The organism is Luteimonas sp. RC10, from assembly GCF_014192745.1.
Taxonomy (GTDB): Bacteria; Pseudomonadota; Gammaproteobacteria; order Xanthomonadales; family Xanthomonadaceae; genus Luteimonas.
On sequence record NZ_JACHYJ010000002.1, the window covers coordinates 511,931 to 538,801 of the forward strand.

25 protein-coding genes and 2 tRNA genes are annotated in these 26,871 nt (G+C 69.8%); 5 read left to right on the forward strand and 22 right to left on the reverse strand.

Annotated features, from left to right (window positions below; all coding sequences use genetic code 11):
* Nucleotides 1-55 precede the first annotated feature (55 nt).
* Nucleotides 56-532, forward strand: a complete 477-nt coding sequence (locus FHW73_RS06130; protein WP_183425819.1) for a GNAT family N-acetyltransferase — start codon at nt 56-58, stop codon at nt 530-532.
* A gap of 61 nt (nt 533-593) precedes the next feature.
* Here the strand turns inward: FHW73_RS06130 and FHW73_RS06135 are convergent, their stop codons facing one another.
* The 3 genes from FHW73_RS06135 to pmbA all read right to left on the reverse strand — a co-directional run bounded on the left by FHW73_RS06135 (nt 594) and on the right by pmbA (nt 3,214).
* Nucleotides 594-1,037, reverse strand: coding sequence for a DUF4870 domain-containing protein (locus FHW73_RS06135; RefSeq protein WP_183425820.1), 444 nt, complete (start codon nt 1,035-1,037; stop codon nt 594-596).
* Between the two features lie 348 nt (nt 1,038-1,385).
* Nucleotides 1,386-1,745, reverse strand: a complete 360-nt coding sequence (locus tag FHW73_RS06140) for a DUF4870 domain-containing protein (RefSeq protein WP_183425821.1) — start codon at nt 1,743-1,745, stop codon at nt 1,386-1,388.
* An 83-nt stretch (nt 1,746-1,828) separates the two neighbouring features.
* Nucleotides 1,829-3,214, reverse strand: coding sequence for a metalloprotease PmbA (gene pmbA, locus FHW73_RS06145; RefSeq protein ID WP_183425822.1), 1,386 nt, complete (start codon nt 3,212-3,214; stop codon nt 1,829-1,831).
* 23 nt (nt 3,215-3,237) lie between these two features.
* On the opposite strand from pmbA, the gene yjgA reads away from it, so the two are divergent.
* The gene (gene yjgA, locus FHW73_RS06150) at nt 3,238-3,771 is read left to right on the forward strand and encodes a ribosome biogenesis factor YjgA (RefSeq protein ID WP_183425823.1); all 534 of its coding nucleotides are present in this window, start codon (nt 3,238-3,240) and stop codon (nt 3,769-3,771) included.
* A 98-nt stretch (nt 3,772-3,869) separates the two neighbouring features.
* On the opposite strand, the gene tldD is transcribed toward yjgA, so the two are convergent.
* The 4 genes from tldD to FHW73_RS06170 form a co-directional block, all read right to left on the reverse strand.
* Nucleotides 3,870-5,333, reverse strand: coding sequence for a metalloprotease TldD (gene tldD, locus FHW73_RS06155; RefSeq protein ID WP_183425824.1), 1,464 nt, complete (start codon nt 5,331-5,333; stop codon nt 3,870-3,872).
* A gap of 70 nt (nt 5,334-5,403) precedes the next feature.
* The gene (locus FHW73_RS06160) at nt 5,404-9,261 is read right to left on the reverse strand and encodes a YhdP family protein (protein ID WP_183425825.1); all 3,858 of its coding nucleotides are present in this window, start codon (nt 9,259-9,261) and stop codon (nt 5,404-5,406) included.
* Nucleotides 9,262-9,270: 9 nt separating this feature from the next.
* The gene (gene rng, locus FHW73_RS06165; protein WP_183425826.1) at nt 9,271-10,785 is read right to left on the reverse strand and encodes a ribonuclease G; all 1,515 of its coding nucleotides are present in this window, start codon (nt 10,783-10,785) and stop codon (nt 9,271-9,273) included.
* Nucleotides 10,786-10,791: 6 nt separating this feature from the next.
* Nucleotides 10,792-11,391, reverse strand: a complete 600-nt coding sequence (locus tag FHW73_RS06170; protein ID WP_183425827.1) for a Maf family protein — start codon at nt 11,389-11,391, stop codon at nt 10,792-10,794.
* Nucleotides 11,392-11,513: 122 nt separating this feature from the next.
* On the opposite strand from FHW73_RS06170, the gene FHW73_RS06175 reads away from it, so the two are divergent.
* From FHW73_RS06175 to FHW73_RS17525, 3 genes are all read left to right on the forward strand, one after another.
* Nucleotides 11,514-12,242 carry an SIMPL domain-containing protein gene (locus FHW73_RS06175; RefSeq protein ID WP_183425828.1) on the forward strand — a complete coding sequence of 243 codons (729 nt, stop codon included), beginning with the start codon at nt 11,514-11,516 and terminating at the stop codon, nt 12,240-12,242.
* Nucleotide 12,243: 1 nt separating this feature from the next.
* Nucleotides 12,244-12,417, forward strand: coding sequence for a hypothetical protein (locus FHW73_RS06180; RefSeq protein WP_183425829.1), 174 nt, complete (start codon nt 12,244-12,246; stop codon nt 12,415-12,417).
* Nucleotides 12,418-12,615: 198 nt separating this feature from the next.
* A complete protein-coding gene (locus tag FHW73_RS17525; RefSeq protein ID WP_183425830.1) occupies nt 12,616-13,308 on the forward strand; it encodes an energy transducer TonB in 693 nt (230 codons plus the stop codon).
* A gap of 321 nt (nt 13,309-13,629) precedes the next feature.
* Here FHW73_RS17525 and FHW73_RS06190 read toward each other — a convergent pair.
* The 15 genes from FHW73_RS06190 to FHW73_RS06260 form a co-directional block, all read right to left on the reverse strand.
* Nucleotides 13,630-13,706: transfer RNA gene (locus FHW73_RS06190), tRNA-Arg, on the reverse strand.
* Between the two features lie 103 nt (nt 13,707-13,809).
* Nucleotides 13,810-13,902: transfer RNA gene (locus FHW73_RS06195), tRNA-Ser, on the reverse strand.
* Between the two features lie 52 nt (nt 13,903-13,954).
* Complete coding sequence (gene csrA, locus FHW73_RS06200) at nt 13,955-14,170, reverse strand: carbon storage regulator CsrA (RefSeq protein ID WP_183425831.1); 216 nt, start codon at nt 14,168-14,170, stop codon at nt 13,955-13,957.
* A gap of 157 nt (nt 14,171-14,327) precedes the next feature.
* Nucleotides 14,328-16,970 carry an alanine--tRNA ligase gene (gene alaS / locus FHW73_RS06205; RefSeq protein WP_183425832.1) on the reverse strand — a complete coding sequence of 881 codons (2,643 nt, stop codon included), beginning with the start codon at nt 16,968-16,970 and terminating at the stop codon, nt 14,328-14,330.
* Between the two features lie 156 nt (nt 16,971-17,126).
* Nucleotides 17,127-17,582 carry a regulatory protein RecX gene (locus tag FHW73_RS06210; RefSeq protein ID WP_183425989.1) on the reverse strand — a complete coding sequence of 152 codons (456 nt, stop codon included), beginning with the start codon at nt 17,580-17,582 and terminating at the stop codon, nt 17,127-17,129.
* Nucleotides 17,583-17,724: 142 nt separating this feature from the next.
* Nucleotides 17,725-18,759 (reverse strand): recombinase RecA, encoded by a 1,035-nt coding sequence (gene recA / locus FHW73_RS06215; protein WP_183425990.1) that lies wholly within the window; start codon nt 18,757-18,759, stop codon nt 17,725-17,727.
* Between the two features lie 195 nt (nt 18,760-18,954).
* Complete coding sequence (lexA, locus tag FHW73_RS06220; protein WP_183425833.1) at nt 18,955-19,602, reverse strand: transcriptional repressor LexA; 648 nt, start codon at nt 19,600-19,602, stop codon at nt 18,955-18,957.
* Nucleotides 19,603-19,653: 51 nt separating this feature from the next.
* Nucleotides 19,654-20,742 carry a tRNA pseudouridine(13) synthase TruD gene (gene truD, locus FHW73_RS06225; protein ID WP_183425834.1) on the reverse strand — a complete coding sequence of 363 codons (1,089 nt, stop codon included), beginning with the start codon at nt 20,740-20,742 and terminating at the stop codon, nt 19,654-19,656.
* On the reverse strand, nt 20,739-21,230 hold the full coding sequence (ispF, locus tag FHW73_RS06230) for a 2-C-methyl-D-erythritol 2,4-cyclodiphosphate synthase (RefSeq protein WP_183425835.1): 492 nt from the start codon (nt 21,228-21,230) through the stop codon (nt 20,739-20,741). The genes truD and ispF overlap by 4 nt, the downstream gene beginning before the upstream one ends.
* Nucleotides 21,231-21,321: 91 nt before the next feature.
* A complete protein-coding gene (ispD, locus tag FHW73_RS06235) occupies nt 21,322-22,035 on the reverse strand; it encodes a 2-C-methyl-D-erythritol 4-phosphate cytidylyltransferase (RefSeq protein ID WP_183425991.1) in 714 nt (237 codons plus the stop codon).
* A complete protein-coding gene (gene ftsB / locus FHW73_RS06240; RefSeq protein WP_183425836.1) occupies nt 22,035-22,382 on the reverse strand; it encodes a cell division protein FtsB in 348 nt (115 codons plus the stop codon). The genes ispD and ftsB overlap by 1 nt, the downstream gene beginning before the upstream one ends.
* A gap of 15 nt (nt 22,383-22,397) precedes the next feature.
* A complete protein-coding gene (eno, locus tag FHW73_RS06245; RefSeq protein WP_183425837.1) occupies nt 22,398-23,684 on the reverse strand; it encodes a phosphopyruvate hydratase in 1,287 nt (428 codons plus the stop codon).
* Between the two features lie 131 nt (nt 23,685-23,815).
* Entirely contained in the window at nt 23,816-24,649 is an 834-nt protein-coding gene (gene kdsA / locus FHW73_RS06250; RefSeq protein ID WP_183425838.1) for a 3-deoxy-8-phosphooctulonate synthase, read from the reverse strand.
* The gene (locus FHW73_RS06255; RefSeq protein WP_183425839.1) at nt 24,649-25,071 is read right to left on the reverse strand and encodes a hypothetical protein; all 423 of its coding nucleotides are present in this window, start codon (nt 25,069-25,071) and stop codon (nt 24,649-24,651) included. Before FHW73_RS06255 ends, kdsA begins: the two co-directional genes overlap by 1 nt.
* A gap of 11 nt (nt 25,072-25,082) precedes the next feature.
* Entirely contained in the window at nt 25,083-26,747 is a 1,665-nt protein-coding gene (locus FHW73_RS06260; RefSeq protein WP_183425992.1) for a CTP synthase, read from the reverse strand.
* Between the last annotated feature and the right edge of the window lie 124 nt (nt 26,748-26,871).

Genomic DNA, 26,871 nt, shown 5'->3' on the forward strand with positions numbered 1-26,871 from the left:
GCCAGCCGCGCAGCCCACTGGCCGGCATGGCCCTGCAGACGATCCCAGGCCGCGCATGATCACGCTTCGCCCCTACGCCCCGTCCGACGTCGACGCCTGCCTGGCCTTGTTCGACGGCAACTGCCCGACGTTCTTCGACCGCGCCGAGCGCGAGGATTTCGCGCGCTTCCTGTCGCGGCACGCCGCGGCCTGGCATTTCCTGGTCGTCGAGCGCGATGGCCGCCTGCTCGCCTGCGGCGGCCAGGCCCAGAGCGATGACGGGCGGCAGGCAAGCCTGTGCTGGGGCATGGTCGCGCGCGACCATCACCGCCAGGGGCTGGGACGACGCCTGCTCGAGGCGCGCATCGCGTGGTGTCGGCGCACGCCGGGCATCGAACGCATCGTGCTGGACACCAGTCAGCACACACGCGCCTTCTACGCGCGGTTCGGCTTCCGGGTCGAGTGCGTCACACCCGACGGCTATGGCCCGGGCCTGGACCGTCACGACATGGGGCTGGACCTGATCGAGACGAGCGGAGACGCCACGGGCTGATGCACGCAAGCCCGCCCGATGCCGCGCGCGCCGCCGAGCGGCGGCGTGCGCGGTCCAGCAATCAGCCGATCAGACGCAGCGTCAGCGGATAGCGATAGGTCTCGCCGTTCCAGGCCTTGACCGCCGCCACGATGCCGCAGACCAGCCAGAGCACCGCCAGGGCGACTGCGCCCAGCACCAACAGCAGCCCCAGCGGCAACGCGACGATCGCCCCGATCCCCAGCGTCAGCACCGTCATGCCCAGCAGCACAAGACCGGTCACGCCGAGGACGCAGGCGTAGAGAAACATGCTCAAGTTGAAGTTCAGCGCTTCCAGCGCATGGCCGGCGACGAAGGCATCGTCGTCGCGCTTGACCAGATAGACGGTGCCGGCGACGACGATGCCGGCCACGCCGGACATCCAACTCGTCAGCAAGGCGAGCACCAACGCACCGACATGCGTGCCGGCGGCCCATTGGCGACTTGCAACGGCGGGCGAGGCCTGGGGGAGCGTCGAAGCGTACATGGGGGGTCTCCAGAAGCGTCGAGGGACAGGTCCATGATGGCGCCGTAGATCGGCGACGCAAGCCAACGCATGGCACCCAACGGATGGCACCCAACCGATGGCAGGGGGGGCGCGCGACCGCCGGGCATCGCCCTGAGACTGAGAGGCGATCGCTCCGAAACAAAACCGGGGTCAGAGTGCGGGACGCGACGCCCCGGGCCGCCAGTCTGCTGCTGCAACCCTCTGCTATCTGCCTTCGGATCACTGGATGGCCGTCTGCTGCAGGACGTCCATGCCCGCCCTCTGGCGCAGAACAAACAAAAACCCCGGCACGCAGGCCGGGGTTCGCGAGGCTGCGGTGCGTGCCGATCAGCTGATCAGACGCAGCGCGAAGGGGTAGCGATAGGCCACGCCGTCCTTGGCCTTGAGCGCGGCGATGATGCTGAACACCACGCACAGGATCCACAGCACCAGGTTGATCAGGCCGCCGATCAGGATGATCGTCAGCACCATGCCGATGACGTAGCCGATGGTCAGCGTGATCTGGAAGTTCAACGCTTCCTTGGCCTGGTCGGTGACGAAGGCCTTCTCGGGCTTGTCCTTGTGCACCAGCCACATGATCAGCGGCACGATGAAGCCAAAGAGGATGCACGACAGATGCGTGAGCATCGCAAACGTGCGGTCGTCCTGGGTGGTGGCCACGGCAGGTGCCGGGTCGAAATCGTTCATTGCAAAGTCCCCATAGGCAAGGTGGAAGAAGATGCGCTGGGCCGGGCGACGATCGCCACCGCAGCTGGCGGTGCGAGCATACGTCAATCCGTGCCGGCAACCGTCATCCTGCCGATCAGCATCGAGCCGGTGCGGACATGCGAACGCGGGTCGACATCGGTGCCCACCGCTTCGATGCTGGCGAACATCTGTTTCAGATTGCCGGCGATGGTGATCCCGTCGACCGCGTGCCGGATCTCGCCGCCCTCGATCCAGAACCCGGCCGCGCCGCGCGAATAGTCGCCGGTCACCGCATTGACGCCCTGCCCCATCAGTTCGGTCACCAGCAGCCCGCGTCCCATGCCGCGCACCATCGCATCGAGGTCGCCGGCATTGGCGGCGATCTCCAGGTTGTGTACGCCACCGGCATTGGCGGTGGTCTGCAGACCGAGCCGGCGCGCCGAGTAGCTGCCGAGGATGTAGCGCTGCAGCACGCCGGCCTCGACCAGCGGCGACTCGCGGGTCGCCACGCCTTCGGCATCGAACGCGGCGGACTGGAACCCACGCGCCAGGAACGGCCGTTCGTGGATCGAGAACCAGTCGGGGAACAGCTGGGTGCCGGTGCTGTCGAGCAGGAAGCTGGCACGCCGGTACAGCGCGCCGCCCGAGACCGCACCGAGCAGGTGCCCGACCAGCGACCGGGCGACCTCGGCCTGGAACAGTACCGGGTAGCTGCCGGTCGGCACCGGCCGCGGATCGAGCCGCGCGAGCGTGCGCTGCGCGGCGCGGCGACCGATTGCCGCTGCCGGCTCCAGGTCGTCGGCCGCCAGCGCCACGCTGTACCAGCCGTCGCGCTGCATCTGCTCGCCGCTGCCTGCGATCAGCGCGCAGCCGATGCTGTGGTGGCTGCTGCGCTCGGCGCCGACGAAGCCGTGGCTGTTGGCGTAGACGTGCAGCGCACGCGCGGTCGAGACCGAGGCGCCGTCTGAGTTGCCGATCCGTGCGTCGGTGTCGCGGCCCGCGGTTTCGCAGGCCAGCGCCAGGTCGACTGCGCGATCGGCGTCGAGCGCCCAGGGGTGCCAGGCGTCGAACTCGGGGAAGCGGCCATCGGCACCCGGCCGCGCCATCAGCTCGGCGTCGGCCAGGCCCGCAGCAGGGTCGTCCTCGGTGAAGCGGGCGATCGCGCAGGCCTGGTCGACGGTCGCCGCCAGACTCTCCTCACGCAGATCCGCGGTGCTGGCGCTGCCCTTGCGGCGGCCGAAGTAGACCGTTACCGCGATGCCGCGGTCCTGCGTGGACTCGACCGTCTCGACCTCGCCCATGCGCACATCGACATTGAGGCCGGCATCTTCCGAGCACGCGACCTCGGCCTGGCTCGCGCCCTGGGCACAACAGCGTTCGAGCAGACGCTGCGACAGCTCGGTCAGTGCGTCGAGCCGGGCGAGGGAGTCGTCGCCCGCCACGCGGTCGGCGATCTGCGATGGGGACATGGTCAATGGCTTATCCTGTTGCGATGAGAGGCATAGACGAAGACAGCGGCGAGTACCTGAGCCCGAGCCGCAAGCAGCAGCGCCGCGAGGCGCTGGAAGTGTTGTCGCTGGCCGAGGCGCTGGTGGCGCTGCCAGAGGGGCGGTTGGCGAAACTGCCGGTGCCCGACGCGCTGCTGCCGCACATCGCCGAGACGCGCCGGATCACCTCGCACATCGCGCGCAAGCGGCAGATGGCGTTTCTGGCCAAGCAGATGCGCCGGGAGGAAGACGAGACGCTGGAGGCAATCCGCGACGCGCTCGACGCCGGCGGCGAGGCCTCGCGCATCGAGACCGCGATGCTGCACCGCGCCGAGAGCTGGCGCACGCGCCTGCTCGACGAGGGCGACGCCGCGCTGGCCGAACTGCTGGAGGCCTACCCGCAGGCCGACCGCCAGCGCCTGCGCCAACTGGTGCGCAACGCGCTCGCCGAGCGGGCCAAGAACAAGCCGCCGGCGGCATTCCGCGAACTGTTCCGGCTGCTGCGCGACACGGTGGCGCAGAAGACCGAACAGCCGTGAAGCGCCCTCGCTGACCGGCGATTCGACCGCGCGGCCCGGCCGCGCGCGCTCGAACCTGCGCCTTCGAAGCACGCCCACCAGATCAACCATCACGGCGCTCAAGCCTGGGTGCCGCCCACGGTAAGTCCATCGATCAGCAGCGACGGCTGGCCCACGCCCACCGGGACGCTCTGGCCGTCCTTGCCGCAGATGCCCACGCCGTCGTCGAGCGCCATGTCGTGGCCAACCATGCGCACGCGCTGCATCGTCTCGGGGCCATTGCCGATCAGCGTGGCGCCCTTGACCGGCGCGGTGATGCGGCCGTCCTCGATCAGATAGGCCTCGGTCGCCGAGAACACGTACTTGCCGCTGGTGATGTCGACCTGGCCGCCGCCGAAGTTGACCGCGTACAGCCCCTTTTTCACCGAGCGGATCATGTCCTGCGGGTCGTCGCGGCCGGCGAGCATGTAGGTGTTGGTCATGCGCGGCATCACCCGGTGCGCGAACGACTCGCGGCGGCCGTTGCCGGTCGACGCGACACCGCTCAGGCGCGCGTTGAGGGTGTCGTGCATGTAGCCGGTCAGCACGCCGTCCTCGATCAGCGTGGTGCACTGGGTCGGCGTGCCTTCGTCGTCGACATTCAAGGACCCACGCCGACCGGCCAGCGTGCCGTCGTCGACGATCGTCACCCCGGGCGCGGCCACGCGCTGCCCGACGCGACCGGCGTAGGTGCTGGTGCCCTTGCGGTTGAAGTCGCCTTCCAGGCCGTGGCCGACGGCCTCGTGCAGCAGCACGCCCGGCCAGCCGGCACCGAGCACGACCGGCATCACCCCGGCCGGGGCGTCGACCGCCTCGAGGTTCACCAGCGCCTGGCGCAGTGCTTCGCGCGCGAAGTGTTCCGGGCGTCCGTCGCCGAGCAGTTCGGCATAGCTGTAGCGCCCGCCGTAGCCGGCATAGCCCGACTCGCGACGCCCGTCCTGCTCGACCAGCACCTGGATATTGAGCCGGACCAGCGGCCGCACGTCGCCGGCGAGCACGCCGTCGCTGCGCGCGACCAGGATGGTGTCCACGCCGCCTGTCAGGCTGACGCTGACCTGTTGTACGCGCGGATCAGCGGCACGCAGGAAGCGGTCGATCCGCCGCAGCGCCTCGACCTTTTCCGCACTGCCCAATGCGTCGATCGGATCACCGGACGGATAAAGATCGTGCGCACGCGCACGCACCAGCGCCTGCGGAGCATGCGCGCGGCCGTCGCGGGCGATCGCACGCGCCGAACGCGCCGCGCCGAGCAAGGCCACCGCATCGATATCGTCCGAGTACGCCAGGCCGGTCTTCTCGCCGCTGATCGCGCGCACGCCCACGCCCTGCTCGATCGCATGCGAGCCGCTCTTGACGATGCCGTCCTCGACCGACCAGCTCTCGCGGCGTGCATGCTGGAAATACAGATCGCCGAAGTCGATGCCCGGGCCGAGCAAGGCGGAGAAGGTGCGGTCGAGGTGGGCGCTGTCGAGGCCGGCGGGCAACAGCAGACGGGACTGCGCGAGCGCCAGCGCGTCGCCGGTCGCGGGGGAGAGATCGGTCATCCCTGCAGTGTGGGGCCTGGTGGACGAATGGCAACCCACTGCCCGCGTCCTGGAGTGGCACGGACGCCGGCTAAGGGCCGGTCGGCGGCGACGGCGTCGCCTCGGGCGGCGGCACATCGCGGCGCTCGACCACCTCGACCTTCGGGTCCTGCCACGGACCGCTGACGTGGTAGTTGCGTGCGCCCATCTCGGCCAGCGGCCGCCGCAGCACCGCATTGGCGACCGCGCCCACCGCCGCGCCCACTGGACCGGCGGTCAGCGCGCCGACAGCGGGCAACAGGTTGCCGGTCTTGGGCAGCACTTCGATGTCCTGGTCGTGGGTGCGCGCCTGCAGGTCGGCAGTGCCGCGGATGCGGATCTCCGCCGCGGGGCCGTCGATCGTCACGCCGTCGCTGCGGGCCAGGCCCTGTCCGAAGCGGATCTCGCCGGCGATCCGGCTGAAGCCGAAGCCGCGATTGAAGAAATCGCGGAAATCGAGCATCAGCCGGCGTGGCAGTTCGGCCACGCTCAGCAGGCCCAGCACACGTCCGGCTCCGGGCTCGACTTCGACCAGTTGTCCGTCCTTGACCGTCATCTGCAGTGCGCCTTCCAGCGATGCGACCGCGAACGCATTGGGCGCACCGGGCCAGGCAGCATCGAAATCCACCCGACCCTGACCGCCGACGATGCTGCCGGCGAATCCCAGGCCGGAGGCCAGCCGGCCGAAATCGTCGCTCTCCAGGTCGGCCTCGAGCGTTGTCCGCGCAGCGGCGCCGCGTCCGGTCCAGCGGCCGCGCAGCTCGATCCGATGCTGGGGCGACTGTACGCGCAGATGATCGAGTGCGACGCCGCCGGGCACTCGCACCAGGCTGCCATCGGCGCTGCCCAGTTGCAGAGGGCCGACGCGCAGGTCCTCGACCGCCAGCCGGATCGGCCGCAGCGTCGCCGGATCGATCGTGTCGACATCGTCTCGAGGCGCCGGCGGTTGCGCTGCCGGCCGTTCAGCCGCCGGTGTCTGCGCCTGCATCGGCCAATGCAGGCGTTGCAGCGTCGCGACCACCGGCGCACCGTCGGCGTCGGGCACACGCACGCCGCCCGCCAGCGCCGCCCCATCGAAGCGCAGGCTGGTGCCGGCGCCCTGTCGAACCGCGGTGATCCGGGTCTGGCCGAAGCCGGCGCCGGGCAGGCGCAGGTCGAGCGCCGTCAGGTCGATGCCGACCAGGCGCGGCGCATCCGCACCGTCGTCGCCGCCGGCCGCCAGGCCGATCCAGTCAGCAAGTTCAATGACCGGGGTGCGCCCGCCGATCGCAATCCCCGACACCGGCGGCGCCTCGGCGACACGCGCGCTGCCGAACATCAGCCGCACACCGGTCCCGGCATCGCGCGCACGCGCGCGCACTGCGAGCCGATCGCCGAATCCGACCGCGATATCGCCCGCATCGAACGGCAACGGCGCTTCGATCGTCGTGCGCAACGCTTCGCCGGCCGGCTTGGCCAGCGGCGCCGGCAGCCGCAACGCGGTGCCGACCAGATCCGAGCGCAGCAGCAGGCGCGCCGGTGCCTGGCCCGACGCAGGCGCCCGCGCCACCGAGACCTGCACCTGCCACGGCGCCGCGCCGTCGACATGCGGGCGCAGCCAGCCCAGATCCGGCGCGCGTGCGAGCAAGTCGCTGGCAGCGAGGGTGGCGTCGAGCTCGGCCTCGAACGCCTGCGCGCGGTCGCGCACATGGCCGTCGCCTGCGCGCAGCGCCAGCGTGCCGGCGTGCCCTTCGGTGCGGGCGGCCAGGCGCTCGCCGATAAACCCGTTCTGATCAAAGCGTGCGCTGCCGCGCACATCGCTGAAGTCGAGCGAAAAGCGGCGTTCGCGCGCCGACACCCCGTCCAGCGCGACGCTGCCGCCGAGCCGCACCGGTGCGCCGTGCGGTACCGCCAGCGTCAGCGCGACGCGTGCCGGGCCGGCGACCTCGAGGTTGTCGAGCGTTTCGGCATGCTCGGCGTGGAACGGGCTTTGCCGCATCAGCGTCAACAACGCGCCGGCATCGGCCTGCGTGGTGGCGCGGACCTCGACCGGGCTGTGCGCGTAATGCCGCATGCCCGCTTCGATCGTCTTCACCGGCACCCCGGCCAGCTCGCCATGCGCGTCTTCGACCGAGAAGCCATCGTTGAGGAAGCGCACTCGCCCACGCATCCGCTCCAGCGCCGGCCAGTCGTCCTGGAAGCGGATCGTCGCGTCCTCGATCCGCGCCCGTGCATCGAACACGCCCCGTCGATCATGTCCGTCGGCGCTGCTGAAGGGCCAGTCGCCCAGCTCGCCGGAGACGATCGCGCGCCCGTCGCGGACGGTGCCGGCAACCAGCGCCATGTTCAGCCAATCCATCGCGGCCGCCGGCATTTCGTGGCGCACCCAGAACTTCTTGGCGACCGGCACCTGCGCCGGGTCGACCACCGCCGCCAGGTCGATACGCGGGCGGGCGCCATTGCCGTGGAAGGCCAGGCCGCCGCGCACGTCCGCGGCATAGCCATCGCCTTCGATCCGCAGCGCCGGGGTCTCGACACGCCAGTCGCCGTCGTCGCGCCAGGCGGCGATGTCGCCCTCGAGCCGGAGCGGATGCGGCACGCCGAAGCCCTTGGGCCAGTCGAACACCGGCCGGGCTTGCGGATCGGGACGGAAGACCAGGCCATCGGCATCGCCGGCAAGTGTCCCGGTCAGCCCGTGCAGGCCCGGCGTGGTTCCGACGGGCGCAAATCCCAGGTTCTCGATGCGCGCAGCGACCCGGGCCGGTCCGCCGGGTAACGCAGCGACCTCGACATCGGCCAGGACCGCCTGCGGCGCGGCGGTCTGCAGCCAGTCGCGCAGCGACGGCGACAGGCCGTCGCCGAGCGCGGCCAGCGCCAGCAGCGGCGCCACCTCGACGCGCGCGGCGCGCATCGCGTAGCGCGAGCCGCCGGCCAGCACCAGCCCGTCGAGCGTCTGCTCGCGGCCGTGCTGGACCATGCGCAGCGTCGGCGCGTCAAGCCGCCAGTCCGCGCCCTCGTGCTCCCAGCGCAGTTGTGCGCGCACGCCGTCGAACGCCACTGCGCCCTGGGCATCGCCCCCCTGCCCGCTCGGCACGGCACGCCGCAGCGACAACGTGTCGAGCGCGATGTCGGCCGTGGCCGCGACCACCCGGCGCTCGCGCAATTCCAGCCAGGCCGCGACCCGGCCGTGGCCCTCGCCGATCGCCGCACCGCTGGGCGCGAGCAAAGGCGACCAGACCTGGAGGTCGTTGCGCGGCATCGCGACGTAGGCGCGGCCGGTGAGGTCGTCGCGCAGCAGATCGACCCGCAGATCCAGCGGCGCCCCGTCGACCTCGACCCAGGCCTTGGCCGCGGCGCGCACCCGGCGCCGGTCGACCTGCATCCGCAGATCAACCCGCGGCAGCGTGTGTCGCAACGACAGCGAGGGCGCATCGATCGTGAGCCGGGCGCCGATCACCTGCAGCTCACCCAGGCCTTCGAGCGCGGCCAGCGGATCGTCGTTGGGCGTCGCGCTGCCCGGCAGGCCGCGGACATGCCAGCCACCGTCGTCGTCACGCTCGAGGGTCAGCGCCAGCCCCTGGATCCGCAGCTCGGTCAGCGAGCGGCCAGGCAGCAGGCCCGAATACGGTGCGACCTGGATCTCGGCACTGTCGATCGGCACCGCGGTCGCCGGCTCGCCGATGCGCAGCCCGGTCACCCGCAGCAGCGGCCCGCGCCGGCTCCACTGGGTGCGCAGCGTCTCGAAAGCGACCGGCCGGCCAGCACGTTCGCTGAGCCAGCGCTCGACGCTGCGCGGATTGCGCTCGACCCACGGCAACGCCAACTGCGCCAGCGCCACCGCGCCGACCGCGACCAGCACCACCGACAAGGCCGCGACGTACCACGCGCCCAGATGCGCGCGACGCAGGCGCTTCGCCCACGCCGCTGTCATCGTCGTGCCCTAGAGCAGCACAACGTCGAACTGCTCCTGCAGGTACTGGTCGTCGGACTGGAACCGGATCGACTTGCCGAGGAACTCCTCGAGCTCGACGACCGCGGCCGATTCTTCATCGGTGATCGCGGTCACCACCTTGGGCGAGGCGATGACCAACAACCGGTCGGCATCGAACTGGCGCACTGCGCGCACGATCTCGCGGAAGATCTCGTAGGTCACCGTCTCGACGGTCTTGACGATGCCGCGACCGCCGCAGGCGCCGCACGACTCGCCGAGCTGGCGCTGCAGGCTCTCGACCGTGCGCTTGCGGGTCATCTCGACCAGGCCCAGCGGCGAGAAGTCGTAGACGGTGGTCTTGGCATGGTCGCGCGCAAGCGATTTTTCGAGCGTGCGCAGCACCTGGCGGCGGTGCTCGGGGTCGGCCATGTCGATGAAATCGATGATGATGATGCCACCCAGATTGCGCAGCCGCAGTTGCCGGGCGACCGCCTGCGCGGCCTCCAGGTTGGTGCGGAACACCGTCTCCTCGAGGTTGCGCTGGCCCAGGAACGAGCCGGTGTTGACGTCGACGGTGGTCATCGCCTCGGTCTGATCGATCACCAGCGTGCCGCCGGACTTGAGCGCGACCTCCTTGTTGAGCGCCCGCTGGATCTCGTCCTCGACCCCGTACAGGTCGAAGATCGGCCGCGAGCCGGTGTAGCACTCGATCCGGTCCACCAGCCGCGCCTGCTCGGCCGGCCCGGGTGCCGGCAGGTACTGCGCGGCGAACACGCACAGCTTTTCGTAGGTGTCGCGCGAGTCGACCTTGACCTTGTCGACATCGCGGCGCATCAGGTCGCGCACTGCGCGCATCGGCAGGGTCAGGTCCTCGTAGACCCGGCTGCCGACCTTCGCCTCGCCGACCGTGCGCTCGATCAGCGCCCAGGCCCGCTGCAGGTAGGCGATGTCCTCGGCCAGCGCTTCGGCACTCTGGCCCTCGGCATTGGTGCGCACGATATAACCATGGCCGCCGGTGGCGGCGGCCAGCTCGGACACCAGCGTCTTGAGCCGCACCCGCTCGGCCTCGTCCTCGATCCGCGCCGACACGCCGACCGCGCGCGACTGCGGCAGCAGCACGAGGTAGCGCGAGGGGATGCTGATCTGGGTCGTCAGCCGCGCGCCCTTGCTGCCGATCGGGTCCTTGACTACCTGAACGACGATCTCCTGCCCGTCGCGCAGCAGTTCGTTGACCGGCAGCGTCGGTCCGGACGGCGGGAACAGGCTCTCGCCGTCGCCATCGCCGTTGGCCTGCGGTGCGCGCATCACGTCATTGGCGTGCAGGAAGGCCGCGCGCTCCAGGCCGATGTCGACGAACGCCGCCTGCATGCCCGGCATCACCCGCTGCACCCGCCCCTTGTAGATGTTGCCGACCACCCCGCGCCGCCAGCCGCGCTCGATGTGCAACTCCTGCAGCATGCCGTTCTCGACCACGGCCACGCGTGTCTCGCGCGGAGTGACGTTGATCAGGATCTCTTCGGACATGCCAGATCAGGCCTCCTGTACTTCGGCGACGAACGGCCGCGGGGCCAGCCCGAAACCACGCAGCAGCACGCCGGTCTGCTGCAGCGGCAGGCCGACCACGCCCGAGTAACTGCCGGCCAGGTACGCGACGAACAGCGCCGCGCCGCCCTGGATCGCGTAGCCGCCGGCCTTGCCGCGCGGCTCGCCACTGGCGACGTAGGCCGCGATGGTCGTCTCGTCGAGCGGCGCGAAGGTCACCTCGGTGACCACCGTCGCCTGCGCCTGGTGACCGGCGCAGACCAGCGCCACCGACGAGATCACCTCGTGGGTTCGCCCAGAGAGCCTGCGCAGCATCGATGCAGCCTCGGCATCATCGCGTGGCTTGCCGAAGACCTCGCCGTCAAGGACGACCTCGGTATCGGCACCGAGCACGACCGCGCCGGGCTCGGTCGCCAATGTGCGCAGCCCGGCGTCGGCCTTATCGCGTGCGACACGGCGCACGTAGTCGCCCGCAGCTTCGGCCGGATCGCGGCGCTCGACGACATCGACATCGACGACCCCGAACGGGAGTCCGAAATGGGCCAGCAGGGCGCGACGGCGCGGGGATTGCGAGGCGAGATACAGCATCCGGCAAGGATACCGTGCAGCGGCCACGCAGCCGTCGACGCGGCACCCATTAACCCCGTTCAGGCTCACGACCCGTTCACTGCCCCGTGACGACCCTTGTTCCGTCGTCCTTGGAGACCACCATGCGCCCCAATCCGCTCCGCCCCTTGCTGCTCGCCTGCAGCCTTGCCCTTGGGACCGTTTCGATGACCGCCACCGCCCAGGACCCTCAGGCCACCGCCCCTGCCGACGGCACGATGCTCTCGATCTCGGCCAGGGCCGAGGCCAGCCGCGTGCCCGATATCGCCACGCTGTCGACCGGCGTGGTCACCCAGGCCGCCGACGCCAATGGCGCCATGCGCGCCAATGCCGAGCAGATGACCCGGCTCACCGCTGCGATCAAGGCCGCCGGCATCGCCGAGCGCGACGTGCAGACCTCGGGCATCAACCTCAGCCCGCAGTATCACTACGCCGAGAACCAGCCGCCGACGATCACCGGCTACCAGGCCAGCAATACAGTCAATCTGAAGGTCCGCGACCTGCGCCGGCTTGGTTCGGTGCTCGATGCCCTGGTCGCCAACGGCGCCAACCAGATCAACGGTCCGACGTTCGAGATCGACAATGCCGAAGCGGTGGAGGACGAAGCCCGCGCCGCAGCGCTCAAGCTGGCGCAGCAGCGCGCCGAGCTCTACGCCAATTCACTCGGCATGCGGGTGCGACGGATCGTGAGCATCAGCGAGGGCGGTGGCTTCGCCCCGCCTCGCCCGGCAATGGCGATGCGCATGGTGGCGCAGGACGCCTCCACCCCGATCGCGCCGGGCGAGAGCTCGCTCAGCGCGAATCTCAACGTCGTGTTCGAACTGGGGCGCTGACATGAGCCGTAAGGACACACCCCCCGCCGCCCCACCCAAGCCCGGCCAGACGCCCGGCTACTCGGAGAACCATCCGCGCGACCGCGAGGACGCACACGACCCTGCGCCCAAGCGCAAGCGCAATCCGGACGAGGGCGGTCTCGACCGCGAGCCTGAAGGAATGCCCGGCGACTAACCCATCGGCAGGTCCGGTCGCGCGCCGCGCGATCGGACCGCCTGTCCGCCGGCAACGACCACCCGTCGCCGGCCGCTTGCCTGGGCGCAAGCGCGGTGCCCAGTCTGCAGACAGACACGGCGACCGTGCTCGGCACTGCCGGAGCCCGGGTCGCCACGCTTCCGCTGGCCGCCCGGCCGGCATGACAGGAGGTGGCGCATGGTGCTGCAGCAGACCGCTCCCCATATGCGGGGCTTCGCGAGTCCGGACCGCCGTCCGGACCCGGTCCGGATTGTCGGCATCGCCGGCACCCTCGCCTTCAATGCCGTGGTGCTGTCGATCCTGCTGGTGCCCGCCGGCGGTGGCGACCGGCTCTCCTTGCTCGACGCCCCGCCGCAGCTCGAGTTCCGTTGGCTGACGCCGCCACCGCCGACGCCGCCGCGCCCGCCCGAAATCCGCGAGATCGTTGCACCGCGACCGCTGCCACCTGCCGTCACCCCACCCGCACCGGTCGCGGTCGCGCCCACGATCGACAGCGCGGCCGTCGCCGTGCCCACGCCCGGCCCAGTCACGGCGCCCGCGCCCGGCGACGAGGTCGCGCTGGCGCCCCCTGCACTGACGGCCCCGGTGAGCGGCGTACAGTTGCAATACGCCGCCGCACCACCGCCGAGCTATCCGCGGGCCTCGCTGCGCGCCGGCCATACCGGCGTTGTGCAGCTCGAGGTGCACGTCGGCATCGATGGGCGGCCGTTGTCGGTGCGCGTGCACCGCAGCAGCGGGTACCGCGACCTCGACCAGGCCGCGCTGCGTCAGGTGCAACGGCACTGGACGTTCCAGCCGGCCATGCGCGACGGTCGCCCGATCGAGGCGATCGGCGTCGTCCCGATCGCCTTCGATCTCGACCGCGGCTAGACGCTGCAGCCGGCGCACCGGCACGTCGGTGCGCCGGCAAGCGCAGAGACGCACGCGCGCGACATCGCGCGACTGTGCAGACGTGGCCGCGCGCATCGCCGGGCACCACGATGAGCGCCAGCGTTCGCGTGCGGCACGATGCGATGCACAGACCCGCAATTGCAGCGACGTCGCGCGCGGGACGTCCTGCCCGTTGCGTGTCATCGCGCAGGCCTGTCGACCATGCCGTCCGTCGCGCGCCGGGCTCGAATTACTTTGCGACGAGCGAAACAACAGGCAACAAAAAAGCCGACGATCTCTCGTCGGCTTCTCTGTTTGTTCTGGCGCGCCCGGAAGGATTCGAACCTCCGACCCCCAAGTTCGTAGCCTGGTGCTCTATCCAACTGAGCTACGGGCGCCTTGAACAGGAGCGGAATTTTGCAGGTAAAGCGAAATTCCGTCAATGCCTTTGCGAAGATTTTTTTCTTTCGTCGGTGTTGCCGACGTCGGAAATCCAGGCAATGGCGGAGAGTGAGGGATTCGAACCCTCGATGGAGCTTTTGACCCCATACTCCCTTAGCAGGGGAGCCCCTTCGGCCTCTCGGGCAACTCTCCGAAGCATCACGTCATGCGATCAATTGCTCGACGCGGTGCGAAGGATACCGACTCACCGCGCTTGCGGCAAATCCTCGCCCACATCGGCCTGTGCGTCGACACCTTCGCCACGATGGATCCGCTGATAGATCTCCTCGCGGTGGACGGCGACATCCTTGGGGGCAGTGATGCCGATGCGCACCTGATTGCCCTTCACGCCCAGTACCGTCACCGAGACCGAGTCCCCAATCATCAACGTCTCACCGACGCGACGGGTCAGAATCAACATAGAAATCTCCTGAGGCCGGCGTGGAACGCCCCACCGGCGTGGCCTGCAATTCGGACCGTTCTCGACCTTGGGAACCGATTACAGACCAATTGAACCGTGAAGGATGTCGTCTCGAACGCGGCTGGTCAACCGGGTCCGAAACGTGTTTAGCGTGCGCTTATCCGATCCGCGCCCCAACCCAGGCCTCGACATCGGCCAGTGCCGACCGCAATGCGGGGCCATCCTCGCCGCCGCCCTGCGCCAAATCCGGGCGTCCACCGCCCTTGCCACCGATCCGTCCTGCGATCTCCGACAGCAGTTCGCCGGCCTTGACGCGACCGCTCGCACTGCCCGCCACACCCGCGACCAGCGCCGCCCGCCCATCGCTGGCGCCGGCGAGCACGATGACCGCATCGCCCAACTGCTGCTTGAGCCGATCGACCGCATCGCGCAGCGCCTTCGCATCGAGTCCCTCGACGCGTGCGGCCACCACTTTGATACCACCAACATCAACCGCACCTGCACCGAGGTCGGCCGTTGCACCGCTGGCCGCCTTGGCCTTGAGCGCATCGAGCTCGCGCTCGAGTTGCTTCTGCCGGTCGAGCAGCGCCCGCAGCCGCTCGCCGACCTCTGCACCGGTGCCGCCCAGCAGCCCCGCGGCCTGCCGCAGGCGGTCCTCCTCGGCGCGCACATGGTCGAGTGCCGCCTGGCCGGTCAGCGCCTCGATCCGGCGCACGCCAGCCGACACACCACCCTCGGACACCAGCTTGAACAGTCCGATGCGGCCCGTCCGGTCGACGTGGGTCCCGCCGCACAGCTCGACCGACTCGCCCATCGTGACCACGCGGACGCGCTCGCCGTACTTCTCGCCGAACAGCGCCATCGCGCCGGCGTCGAGTGCGGCCTGCATGTCCATCTGTTCGATCGAGACCGGATGATTCGCCCGGACCTCGACGTTGACCCGGCGCTCGATCTCGGCGAGTTCGTCGGCGGCCACCGGCTGGAAGTGCGAGAAGTCGAAGCGCAGCCGCTCGGGCGCGACCAACGAGCCCTTCTGCGCAACGTGGGTACCAAGCAGGTCGCGCAATGCGCCATGCAGCAGGTGCGTCGCACTGTGGTTGAGCACGATCGTGCCGCGACGCTCGGCATCCACCACGCCATGCACACGGTCGCCGCGCCGCAGCGCGCCGCCGGCAAGCCGGCCCAGGTGGCCATGGAATTGACCGGCGAGCTTCTGCGTGTCGCCGACCTCGAAGCGCGCCCCTTCGGCCTCGAGCACGCCGGTGTCGCCGACCTGCCCGCCCGACTCGCCATAGAACGGCGTGCGGTCCAGGATCACCACCGCCTCGTCACCGGCCTCGATCGCATCGACCGGGCGGCCGTCCTTGAGCAGCGCGACGACTTCCAGGCCGTCCGCCTGCGTCGCGTCGTAGCCGACGAACGCGGTCGGCGAGAGCTGCGCAACCAGTTCGGCCGGCAGCGCCGTGCCCGATGCGAAGCGTCCGGCCGCGCGCGCGGTCTCGCGCTGGCGCTGCATCGCGGCGTCGAAGCCGGCCATGTCGACCTCCAGCCCGCGCTCGCGCGCGATGTCGGCGGTCAGGTCGAGCGGGAAGCCATAGGTGTCGTAGAGCCGGAACGCGTCCTCGCCGGGAATCGCGCCTTGGCTGCGGGCGGCGACCTCGTCGAAGATGCGCATGCCGGCATCGAGCGTTTCGGCAAAGCGCTCCTCTTCGGCGCGCAGTGCGCGTTCGACCAGCGTGCGCTTGTCGCGCAACTCCGGATACGCCTCGCCCATGGCCGCATCGAGCGTGTCCACCATCGCGTGGAAGAACGGCTGACGCACGCCCAGCATCCAGCCGTGGCGCAACGCCCGGCGGATGATCCGGCGCAGCACGTAGCCGCGGCCCTCGTTGGACGGCAGCACACCGTCGACGATCAGGAAGCTGCAGGCGCGGATGTGGTCGGCGATCACGCGCAGCGACTTGTTCTCCAGGTCCGCGGTGCCGGTGAGTTCGGCGGCCTTGCGGATCAGCGCCTGAAACAGATCGATCTCGTAGTTGCTGTGCACGCCCTGCAGGATCGCCGCCAGGCGCTCCAGGCCCATGCCGGTGTCGACACACGGCGCAGGCAGCGGCGCCAGCGTGCCGTCGGCCTGGCGATCGAACTGCATGAACACCAAGTTCCAGATCTCGATGAAGCGATCGCCGTCCTCGTCCGGCGAGCCCGGCGGGCCACCGGCGATATGGTCGCCATGATCGTAGAAGATCTCGGTGCACGGACCGCAGGGGCCGGTGTCGGCCATCTGCCAGAAATTGTCCGACGCGAACGGCGCGCCCTTGTTGTCGCCGATGCGGACGATGCGGTCCTCCGGCACTCCGACCATGTCGCGCCACAGCGCGTAGGCCTCGTCGTCGGTGTGATAGACAGTGACCAGCAGGCGTTCGGCCGGGAGCTTCCAGACCTGGGTCAGCAGCTCCCAGGCCCAGGCGATCGCATCCTTCTTGAAGTAGTCGCCGAACGACCAGTTGCCGAGCATCTCGAAGAACGTGTGGTGACGCGCGGTATAGCCCACCGCATCGAGATCGTTGTGCTTGCCGCCCGCACGCAGGCAGCGCTGCACGTCGGCCGCACGCACATAGCTGCGCTTCTCCGCACCCAGGAACACGTCCTTGAACTGCACCATGCCGGAGTTGGTGAACAGCAGCGTGGGATCGTTGCCCGGCACCAGGGGCGCCGACGGCACGATGGTGTGGCCCTTGCTGCGGAAGAACTCGATGAAGTCGCTGCGGATCTGCGCGGTCGTGGAACTGTGCGTGGTCATGTGCCTGGCGTGACGGGACGGGCATGCCCCAGGCCGGGAATCACCGCCGTTGGCGGGGCCGGTCCGGAACTCGCGCCCAAGAACGGCAAGATTAGCAGGCCGATCGCCCGCGTTGGCCCAGCCGTCCGCCCGGGCTCCATTGGCACGGCCGGCGATTCAGCGCTCGCGCAGGCGCCGGACCGCCGCATAGGCGAGCTCACCGCCGAACCCGCGCCGGAGCAGGAAATCCACGGCCTTGCGCCGGAGCGCGGGATCGGCCTCCAGCGCGGCCCCGTCGTAGCGTCGGGCCAGCAGGTCGCAGGCCCGTGCCTCCCAGTCGCCCTCGCCATCCTCGTCCAGCGCGTCGAATGCGGCCGCGACCTGCGCCGAATCGAGCTGGTGCATCGCCAGTTCGGCCTCGATGCGCAGCGGTCCGTAGCCGTTGCCCGCGCGCGAACGGGCCAGACTGACCGCGAACCGGGCATCGTCCTGCCAGCCCTCGCGGGTCATCCGCTCGACCGCGGCGTCCGCGTCCTCGGTCTCGACGCCCTTGGCCACCAGCTTGCGTCGCAGCTCCAGCTGCGAATGCTCGCGCCGCACCAGCAACGACAGCGCCCGTTGCGCAGGCGTCATCTGGCGGCCGCGCCGACGCGGGGGTGCGGCCTCGACCGCATCGCCCTCGTCGGCCGCCAACGTACTGCCGCACCCAATGTCCGGCACGAGACCGTCACGGTCCCCGATGCCGGACGCCAACCGGGCCTCGGCAGCCCCGGCCTCAGTCGTCGGCGGCGTCTTCGCCATCGCCTGCCGCCACAACCGCCGGCATCAGCCGCTCGCGCAGCGCGGCCTCGAGCCGGGCGGCGACTTCCGGGTTGTCCTTGAGGTACTGGCGCGCGTTCTCCTTGCCCTGGCCGATGCGCTCGTCGCCGCAGCTGTACCAGGCACCGGCCTTGTCGACCAGCTTGGCTTCCACGCCCATGTCGATCAGTTCGCCCTCGCGGCTGATGCCCTCGCCGTAGAGGATCTCGGTGACGATCTGCTTGAACGGCGGCGCCATCTTGTTCTTGACGACCTTGATGCGCGTCTGGTTGCCGATGATCTCGTCGCCCTTCTTGATCGCGCCGATGCGGCGGATGTCCAGGCGGACTGAGGCGTAGAACTTCAGCGCGTTCCCGCCGGTGGTGGTTTCCGGGCTCTGGCCCGGCATCATGATGCCGATCTTCATGCGCAACTGGTTGATGAAGATCACCATGCAGTTGCTGCGCTTAATGTTGCCGGTGAGCTTGCGCAGCGCCTGGCTCATCAGGCGCGCCTGCAGGCCGGGCAGCTGATCGCCCATCTCGCCTTCGATCTCGGCCTTGGGCGTGAGTGCGGCGACCGAGTCGACGACCACCATGTCGACGGCGTTGGAGCGCACCAGCATGTCGGCGATCTCCAGCGCCTGCTCGCCGGTATCGGGCTGCGACACCAGCAGGTCGTCGAGATTGACGCCGAGCTTGGTGGCGTAGCTGGGGTCGAGTGCGTGCTCGGCGTCGATGAACGCCGCGGTGCCGCCGGCCTTCTGGCACTGGGCGATCGTCTGCAGCGTCAACGTGGTCTTGCCCGACGACTCGGGCCCGTAGATCTCGACCACCCGGCCCTTAGGCAGGCCGCCGATGCCGAGCGCGAGGTCGAGCTGCAGCGAGCCGGTACCGATGACCTCGGCCGCCTCGGCGGTGCCGTCGCCCATGCGCATCACCGAGCCCTTGCCGAACTGCTTCTCGATCTGGCCCAGGGCGGCCGCGAGCGCGCGCTTCTTGTTCTCGTCCATCGTGGTGGTCCTTGTCATTCGTGTTCCGGGAAGTTGGAGGCATCGTCGCAGGCCTGGATCGCACAGGCTGCGACGCGATGCGGTGATCTCGATCCTGCGCCGCCATCGGCGCGCAGATCAGCGGGGGAGTCCGCGCTTGCGCCTCGGGGAACGCCCCGTCGGCCACCGGACGGCGTCCGGCTCATCGGGCGACCGTCACCGGTTCGGCCTGACGAGGCCGCAGTACAGGCCCTCGATCGCGAAATCCTGGTCGGGCAGTACCTCGATCGGGGCGTAGTCGGGATTGCGCGGCAGCAGGCGGATCCGGTCCTTGCCGATCTTCAGCAGCTTGACGGTGATCGCGTCATCGAGCCGGGCGACGACGATCTGGCCCGATTGCGCGTCGCGCGTGCGGTGTACGCCGATCAGGTCGCCCTCGAAGATGCCTTCATCGCGCATCGAATCGCCCTTGACCTTGAGCAGGTAGTCGGGCGACGGCGAGAACAGCACGCGGTCCAGGACGATGTAGTCGTCCGGGGTGGGCATGTCGTCGGGGGCGTGGGCGCCGATCGGCGTGCCGGCCGCGACCTGTCCGAGCACCGGCAATCGCAGCGCGTCGCCGGACACGACTTCCGCCAGCGCCGCAGGCTGCGGCGCGACCCGCAGACGGATGCCGCGTGCACGGCCGGGCAGTCGTTCGATGGCGCCGGCGGCCTCGAGTGCATCGAGGTGGTACTGCGCGGCGCGGACGCCGCTGAATCCGAAGGCGCGGGCGATCTCGGTCTGCGAAGGCGGCATGCCCTCGTGCTCGATGCGGTCGGCGATCATGTCGAGGATCGCGTGCTGGGTCGGCGACAGGTCCATGGTGAGTAGTATTACTACTAACCAGGGCCTGAGCAAGCCCCTACAGGCGTCCTAGTCGATCGCACTCGGCGACAGGGGCCGCGGCACGGCGGCGTTGGCGATCAAGCCCAGTTCGGCGAGCACCACGGTGGCGTAGCAACCCGGCGGCAGCGCGAATGCCACCTGCAGCACGGCCTCCCCCTGCCAGGTCCAGGACAGCGCACCGGGCAGCAGGCGGGTCGCGCGGCGCTCCTGGGATAGGCCGGCACGCTCGAGCCCCTCGCGCAGCGCCAGCGCGCGCGCGTCGGCCAGCGCCGCGAGCTCGATCTCGCGGGCGGCCCCGACCGCCCGTGGCTCGCCCCGGCCCCACAGCGGCCCGGTCGGATGGATATCGTGCGCAGCGACCCGCGCAGCCAGCGTCTCGCTCCACGGCTCGGGGCCGAACACGCTGCGGCTGCCGTCGAGCATCCACACTTCGCCCTCGCAGCCGGTCGCCCAGGTACCGGCGGTTACGCGCGCTGCCAGCACTTGGTTGAACAGCGCCGAGCGCGCCGAGGACAGCAACAGCGCACGCTGCTCCCGGCCCAGTCGGCGACGCGGCGCGGCGAAGAAGGCCAGCGCCTTGTCGACATTGCCGCCACCATGGCCGAAGCGCTGCTCGCCGAAATAGTTGGGCACGCCGTCGGCAGCGATCGTACGCAGCCGGGTCTCGATCGCCGCGCGGTCGCCGGCCACATCGCGCAGGGTCAGTGCGAAGCGATTGCCGGCCAGCGCACCGCGCGGCAGCTTGCGCGCATGCCGCGATGTCGCGAGCACCCGCAGCCCCTGGCCGGCCCCCTCGCCCATCGCCTCCAGTGCCGCGATGTCCGGATCCTCGCGGCCGGGCAACTGCACGGTGAAGCGCTGGGTGGTCAACGCGTGGCGGTCCTTGAGCCCGGCGAAGCCGACCGCACGCTCGTCGACGCCGGCCCACTGCGCGAGTAGCCGGGCGACGAAGGCGGTGTTCATGCCGCGCTTTTCGATCGTCAGCAGTAAATGTTCGCCGCTGCCGGAAGGCGCGAAGGCGTCAAGCTCGTCGACCCGGAAATCCTCGGCGTCCTGGCGGATCGTCGCCGACAACGCCGTCTCGCCATGGGCGCGCGGCAGCGCGGGCGCGCTCACGCAGCGACGAGCAGGCAGGCGGCCTGCGCGGCGATGCCTTCGCCGCGTCCGGTGAAGCCGAGCGTTTCGCTGGTCGTGGCCTTGACGCTGACGCAGTCCAGCGCGATTCCAAGGTCCGCGGCGATCGCCTCGCGCATCGCCTGCGCGTGCGGGCCGACCTTCGGCCGCTCGCAGATCACGGTGACGTCGGCATTGCCGACCCGCCAGCCGCGTTCGCCCAGCAGCGCGTTGCAATGCCGCAGCAGCGCGCGGCTGTCGGCGCCTTTCCAGCGGTCGTCGCTGGGCGGGAAATGCACGCCGATGTCGCCCAGCGCCAGCGCGCCGAGCATCGCATCGCACAGGGCGTGCAGCGCGACGTCGCCGTCGCTGTGGGCGAGCACCCCACGCACGTGCGGCACGCGCACGCCACCGATCATCACGTGGTCGCCGTCGCCGAACGCGTGGACGTCGAAGCCCTGGCCGATGCGGAAACGGGGCGTGTCGGACATGGCGGGCACCTGCGCAGAAGGGGGCCGCAGCTTGCCATGGTTCGCCGACAAGACAAGCGCCGAGCGCGTGCAGCGCCGCGCGGGCGCGGCCTCAGCTGCGCTGCGAGAGCTCGAAAGCGAAGCGGGCCAGGTCGGCCGGGGTGGTGATCTTGAAGTTGTCGTCGCGGCCCTCGACCAGCAGCGGGCGGGCCCCCTGGCGCTCCATCGCCATCGCCTCGTCGGTCACGGTGACACCGGCCGCATGCGCGGCTTCAAGCGCACGCCCCAGTTGCAGGCGGCGGAACAGCTGGGGGGTCAACGCGCGCCACAGCCGCTCGCGCGGCTCGGTGCCGTCGATGCCGCCATCGTCGCCGGCCCGCTTGAGGGTGTCGCGCACCGGCGCGGCAAGAATGGCGCCGACCGGATCGGTGCGCCCGCGCTCGAGCAAGGCGTCGAGGTCGGCGGCGGCGAGGTTCGGCCGCGCCGCGTCATGGACGAGCACGAAGTCGTCCGCGCGCACGGTGTCGGGCAGCGCGTGCAGTCCGGCGAGCACCGAGTCGGCGCGGCTGTCGCCGCCGTCGGCACGCAGCAGCGGTGTGTCGCCCAGCCCGGCCCGCAGCCCGTCGAGATCCACGGCATCGCTGGCGGCCAGCACCAGCACGATGCCGGCCACGCCCGGGTGGCCGGCCAGGCACGCCAGCGTATGCGCCAGCACGCTGCGTCCCCCGACCTCCAGGTACTGCTTGGGCACGTCGCCGCCGAAGCGCGTGCCACGGCCAGCGGCAGGCACGATGGCCCACAGCCCACCGCGTGCGGGCTCGGCGATCACCGGGCCTCTCCTTCCTGCGCGTCCGGGGCGGCCGTGTGCTCAGCCGGCAACGGCGCCACCCGCGCATCGTCGACCACCCGGTAGAAGGTCTCACCGGGCTTGATCATGCCCAACTCGCCGCGCGCGCGTTCCTCGATCGCGGCTTCGCCGGATTTCAGGTCGGCGACCTCGGCGGCCAGCGCGTCATTGCGCTGCTGCAGGCCCTCGTTCTGCCGGGCCTGCGCCTCAACCCGCGCACGCAACTCCTCGACCTGCGTCGTCCCGCCAACGCCGTACCACAGCCTGTACTGCAACCAGCCCAGCAGGACGCTCAGCATCAGCAGGACGACGAGGATGGCGCGCATGGCGGTGGCCCGGGATCAGCGCTTGAGCGAGACGAACGCGTCGCGGCCGGCGTAACGGGCCTGTCCGCCCAGCGCCTCCTCGATCCGCAGCAACTGGTTGTACTTGGCGACACGGTCGCTGCGGCACAGCGAGCCGGTCTTGATCTGCGTGGCGGTGGTCGCGACCGCGATATCGGCGATCGTCGTGTCCTCGGTCTCGCCGGAGCGATGCGACACGATCGCCGCATAGCCCGCCGCGTCGGCCATCGCGATCGCCTCGAGGGTTTCGCTCAGCGTGCCGATCTGGTTGACCTTGATCAGGATGGCGTTCGCGGTCTGCGAGTCGATGCCTTCCTTGAAGATGCGCGGGTTGGTCACGAACAGATCGTCGCCGACCAGTTGCACCTTCTGGCCGATGCGCTCGGTCAGCAGCTTCCAGCCCGCCCAATCGTCCTCGGCCATGCCGTCCTCGATCGTGACGATCGGGTACTGCGCGGCCCAGTCGGCGAGGAAGTCGACGAACTGCTCACCGCTCAGGCGCTTGCCCTCGCCCACCAGGTGGTACTTGCCGTTGTCGTGGAACTCGCTCGAGGCCACGTCCAGGCCCAGCAGCACGTCCTCGCCCGCGGCGTAGCCGGCCTTGCCGATCGCCTCGAGGATGGTGTCGAGCGCCTCGACGTTGCTGCGGAAGTCCGGAGCGAAGCCGCCCTCGTCGCCCACCGCCGTGCTCAGACCGTGGCCCTTGAGCACCGACTTGAGCGCGTGGAAGATCTCGGTGCCGGCGCGCAGCGACTCGGAGAAGCTCGAAAAGCCGACCGGCAGGACCATGAATTCCTGGAAGTCGACATTGTTGTCGGCATGCGCGCCGCCATTGATGATGTTCATCATCGGCACCGGCAGCACCGGTGCGCGGTCGCCGGCCAGGTGCTTCCACAGTGGCACCTTCTTCGAAGCGGCCAGCGCGTGGGCGTTCGCCAGCGACACGCCCAACAGCGCGTTCGCGCCCAGCCGGCCCTTGTTCTCGGTGCCGTCGAGGTCGATCAGCCGCTTGTCCAGCCCGGCCTGGTCGGCCGCGTCGAAGCCGGCCAGCGCCTCCGCGATCGCGCCGTTGACGTTGGCCACCGCCTTGGTCACGCCCTTGCCCAGGTAGCGGGTGCGGTCGCCGTCGCGCAGCTCCACGGCCTCGCGGGCACCGGTCGATGCGCCCGAGGGCACCATCGCGCGGCCGAAGCTGCCATCGGCCAGGGTGACTTCCGCTTCCAGGGTCGGGTTGCCACGCGAATCGAGGATTTCACGGGCGTGGATCTTGGCGATTGTGGTCATGGGCTCGCTGTGTCGTGTTGGACGGAGAATTCAGGGGAAACGCATTGTGGCCGCAGAGGTCCGCCGATGGCGCGGGACGCGGCGGGCCCCTTAGATCCGCCTGTCCGCGCCTTCGGTCCGTGCCGGGCGGCTCAGAGTTCGGTTTCGAGCAGGCCGTGGCGCTTGGTGATCGCGTCGAGCTCGAGCATGGTCTCCAGCAGCGCGCGCATCCGGTCCAGCGGCCAGGCATTGGGGCCGTCGCTGAGCGCTTCGGCCGGACGCGGGTGGGTCTCCATGAACACGCCCGCGACGCCGACCGCGACTGCCGCCCGCGCGAGCACCGGCACGAACTCGCGCTGACCGCCGCTGGATGTGCCCTGCCCGCCGGGCAACTGCACCGAATGGGTCGCGTCGAACACGACCGGGCAGCCGGTGTCGCGCATCACAGCAAGCGAGCGCATGTCCGAGACCAGGTTGTTGTAGCCGAAGCTCGCACCGCGCTCACAGACCATGATCGCGTCGTTGCCGGTGGACTTCGCCTTCTCGACGACCGACTTCATGTCCCACGGCGAGAGGAACTGGCCCTTCTTGATGTTGACCGGCTTGCCAGCGCTGCAGACCTTCTTGATGAAGTCGGTCTGGCGTACCAGAAAGGCCGGCGTCTGCAGCACGTCGACAACGCTGGCGACCTCGTCCATCGGCGTGTACTCGTGGACATCGGTGAGCACCGGCACACCGATCTGCCGCTTGACCTCGGCCAGCACCCGCAGCCCCTCTTCCATCCCCGGGCCGCGGAAGCTGGTGCCGGAGGTGCGGTTGGCCTTGTCGAAGCTGGACTTGAAGATGAAGGGGATGCCCAGTGCACCGGTGATCTCCTTGAGCTGGCCGGCGACATCGAGCTGCAACTGCTCGCTCTCGATCACGCAGGGCCCGGCAATCAGGAAGAACGGCCGGTCGAGACCGACGTCGAAGCCACACAGTTTCATCAGTTTTCCTCCAACTGCCAGCAATCGCCCGTCGAGATCGTGGCGATCTCATGAAGGGGGCAATGCTCGTCGTTCAATAGCGGGGGATCCATCAACACATAGCACGCGGTTCCCGGATTCTCGAACTCAAGGCGCGGGCAACCCGGCACCTCAAAGCTGAATCCACCGCGACCCGGCGCCAGGCCTTGCATCCGATCGAAACCCGCTCCAGCGACCTCGACAGGCGTTTGCGAAACCTCGTCGATGATCCAGCGCACGGCGCCTTCTTCCTCGACCTTGATCACGCCGCGTCTGACGGGGGCCGCCGATTCGTTGACCGATGCAGCAGCGACATCAGCCGCTTGATCCGACTTGGGAGGATCTGAAGCTTCGTCATCCGCGCAACTGACCAGCAGTGCAGCGGGGAGCACCACTGCGAACAAGGCCAATCGCCTCACGCCTGCGCTTCCTTGAGCAGCTTGCCGCCGGCCTTCTTCTCGCGCGCGGCGCGGATGAAGCCGATGAACAGCGGGTGGCCGGTGCGCGGCGTGGACAGGAATTCGGGGTGCGCCTGGCAGGCGATGAACCACGGGTGGTCGGGCAGCTCGATCATCTCGACCAGCAGGTCGTCCATCGACTTGGCCGAGATCACCAGGCCCGCGTCCTCGAGCTGGGTGCGGTAACGGTTGTTGAACTCGTAGCGATGGCGGTGACGCTCGCCGACAATGTCCTTGCCGTACAGCGCACGGGCGCGGGTGCCGGGCTTGAGCCGCTGTTCCTGCAGGCCCAGGCGCATCGTGCCGCCCAGGTCGCTGGCCTCGCTGCGCCGCTCGAGCTCGCCGGACTGGGTGCGCCACTCGGTGATCAGGCCGATCACCGGGTGCGGCGACTGGCGGTCGTTCTCGGTGCTGTTGGCGCCTTCGAGCCCGGCGAGATTGCGGGCCACGTCGACCACCGCCGCCTGCATGCCGTAGCAGATGCCAAAGTACGGCAGGCCGGTGGTGCGTGCGTACTCGGACGCCAGCACCTTGCCCTCGAAGCCGCGGTCGCCGAAGCCGCCGGGCACGAGCACGCCGTCGACATCGGCCAGACACGCAGCCGCGCCGTCGCGCTCGATGTCCTGCGACTCGATCCACTTCAGGCTCACTCGCGTGCGCTGGCGGATGCCGCCGTGCTTGAGCGCTTCGCCGACCGACTTGTAGGCGTCCTTGTGGTCGACGTACTTGCCGACGACCGCGATCGTGACCTCGTCGAGCGGGCGCTCGACCGCGTCGACGACGTCCAGCCACTCCGACAGATCGGCGGTCGGCGCCGCCTTGGCGTCCAGGCCCAGGCGCTGGACGATCAACTGGTCCAGACCCTGGGCATGCAGCCACATCGGGATCTTGTGGATGTTGTCCAGGTCGACCGCCGAGATCACCGCCTTCTCGGAGACATTGGTGAACGAGGCGATCTTGCGCCGCTCGCCGTCGGGCAGCGGCTGCTCGCTGCGGCACAGCAGCACGTCGGGCTGGATGCCGATCGAGCGCAGTTCCTTGACCGAGTGCTGGGTGGGCTTGGTCTTCAGCTCGCCGGCCGCGGCGATGAACGGCACCAGCGTCAGGTGCATGAACACCGCTTTCTCGCTGCCGCGGTCGGTACGGATCTGGCGGATCGCCTCCAGGAACGGCAGCGATTCGATGTCGCCGACGGTGCCGCCGATCTCCACCAGCGCCACGTCGAAGCCCTGGGTGGCCTGGTCGATCGCGCGCTTGATCGCATCGGTGATGTGCGGGATCACCTGCACCGTCGCGCCCAGGTAGTCGCCGCGGCGCTCCTTGCGGATCACGCTCTCGTAGATCTTGCCGGTGGTGATCGAGTTCTTGCCCGAGAGGCGGACGTTGATGAAGCGCTCGTAGTGGCCCAGGTCCAGGTCGGTCTCGGCGCCGTCGTCGGTCACGTAGACCTCGCCGTGCTGGAACGGGCTCATCGTGCCCGGATCGACGTTGATGTAGGGATCGAGCTTCATCATCGTCACCCGCAGGCCGCGGGCTTCGAGGATGGCGGCCAGGGACGCTGCGGCGATGCCCTTCCCGAGGGAAGAGACCACGCCGCCGGTCACGAATACGAGCGGAGTGATGGAGCTGGTGGGGAGCGTCATGAGAACAGCGGTCGCTGGAAAGCCCCATTCTACAGGCTGCGGCGCCGCCGCGCTGGCGCCGATGCCCAACAAGCGAATGCCCCGGCAGGCCGGGGCATTCGCG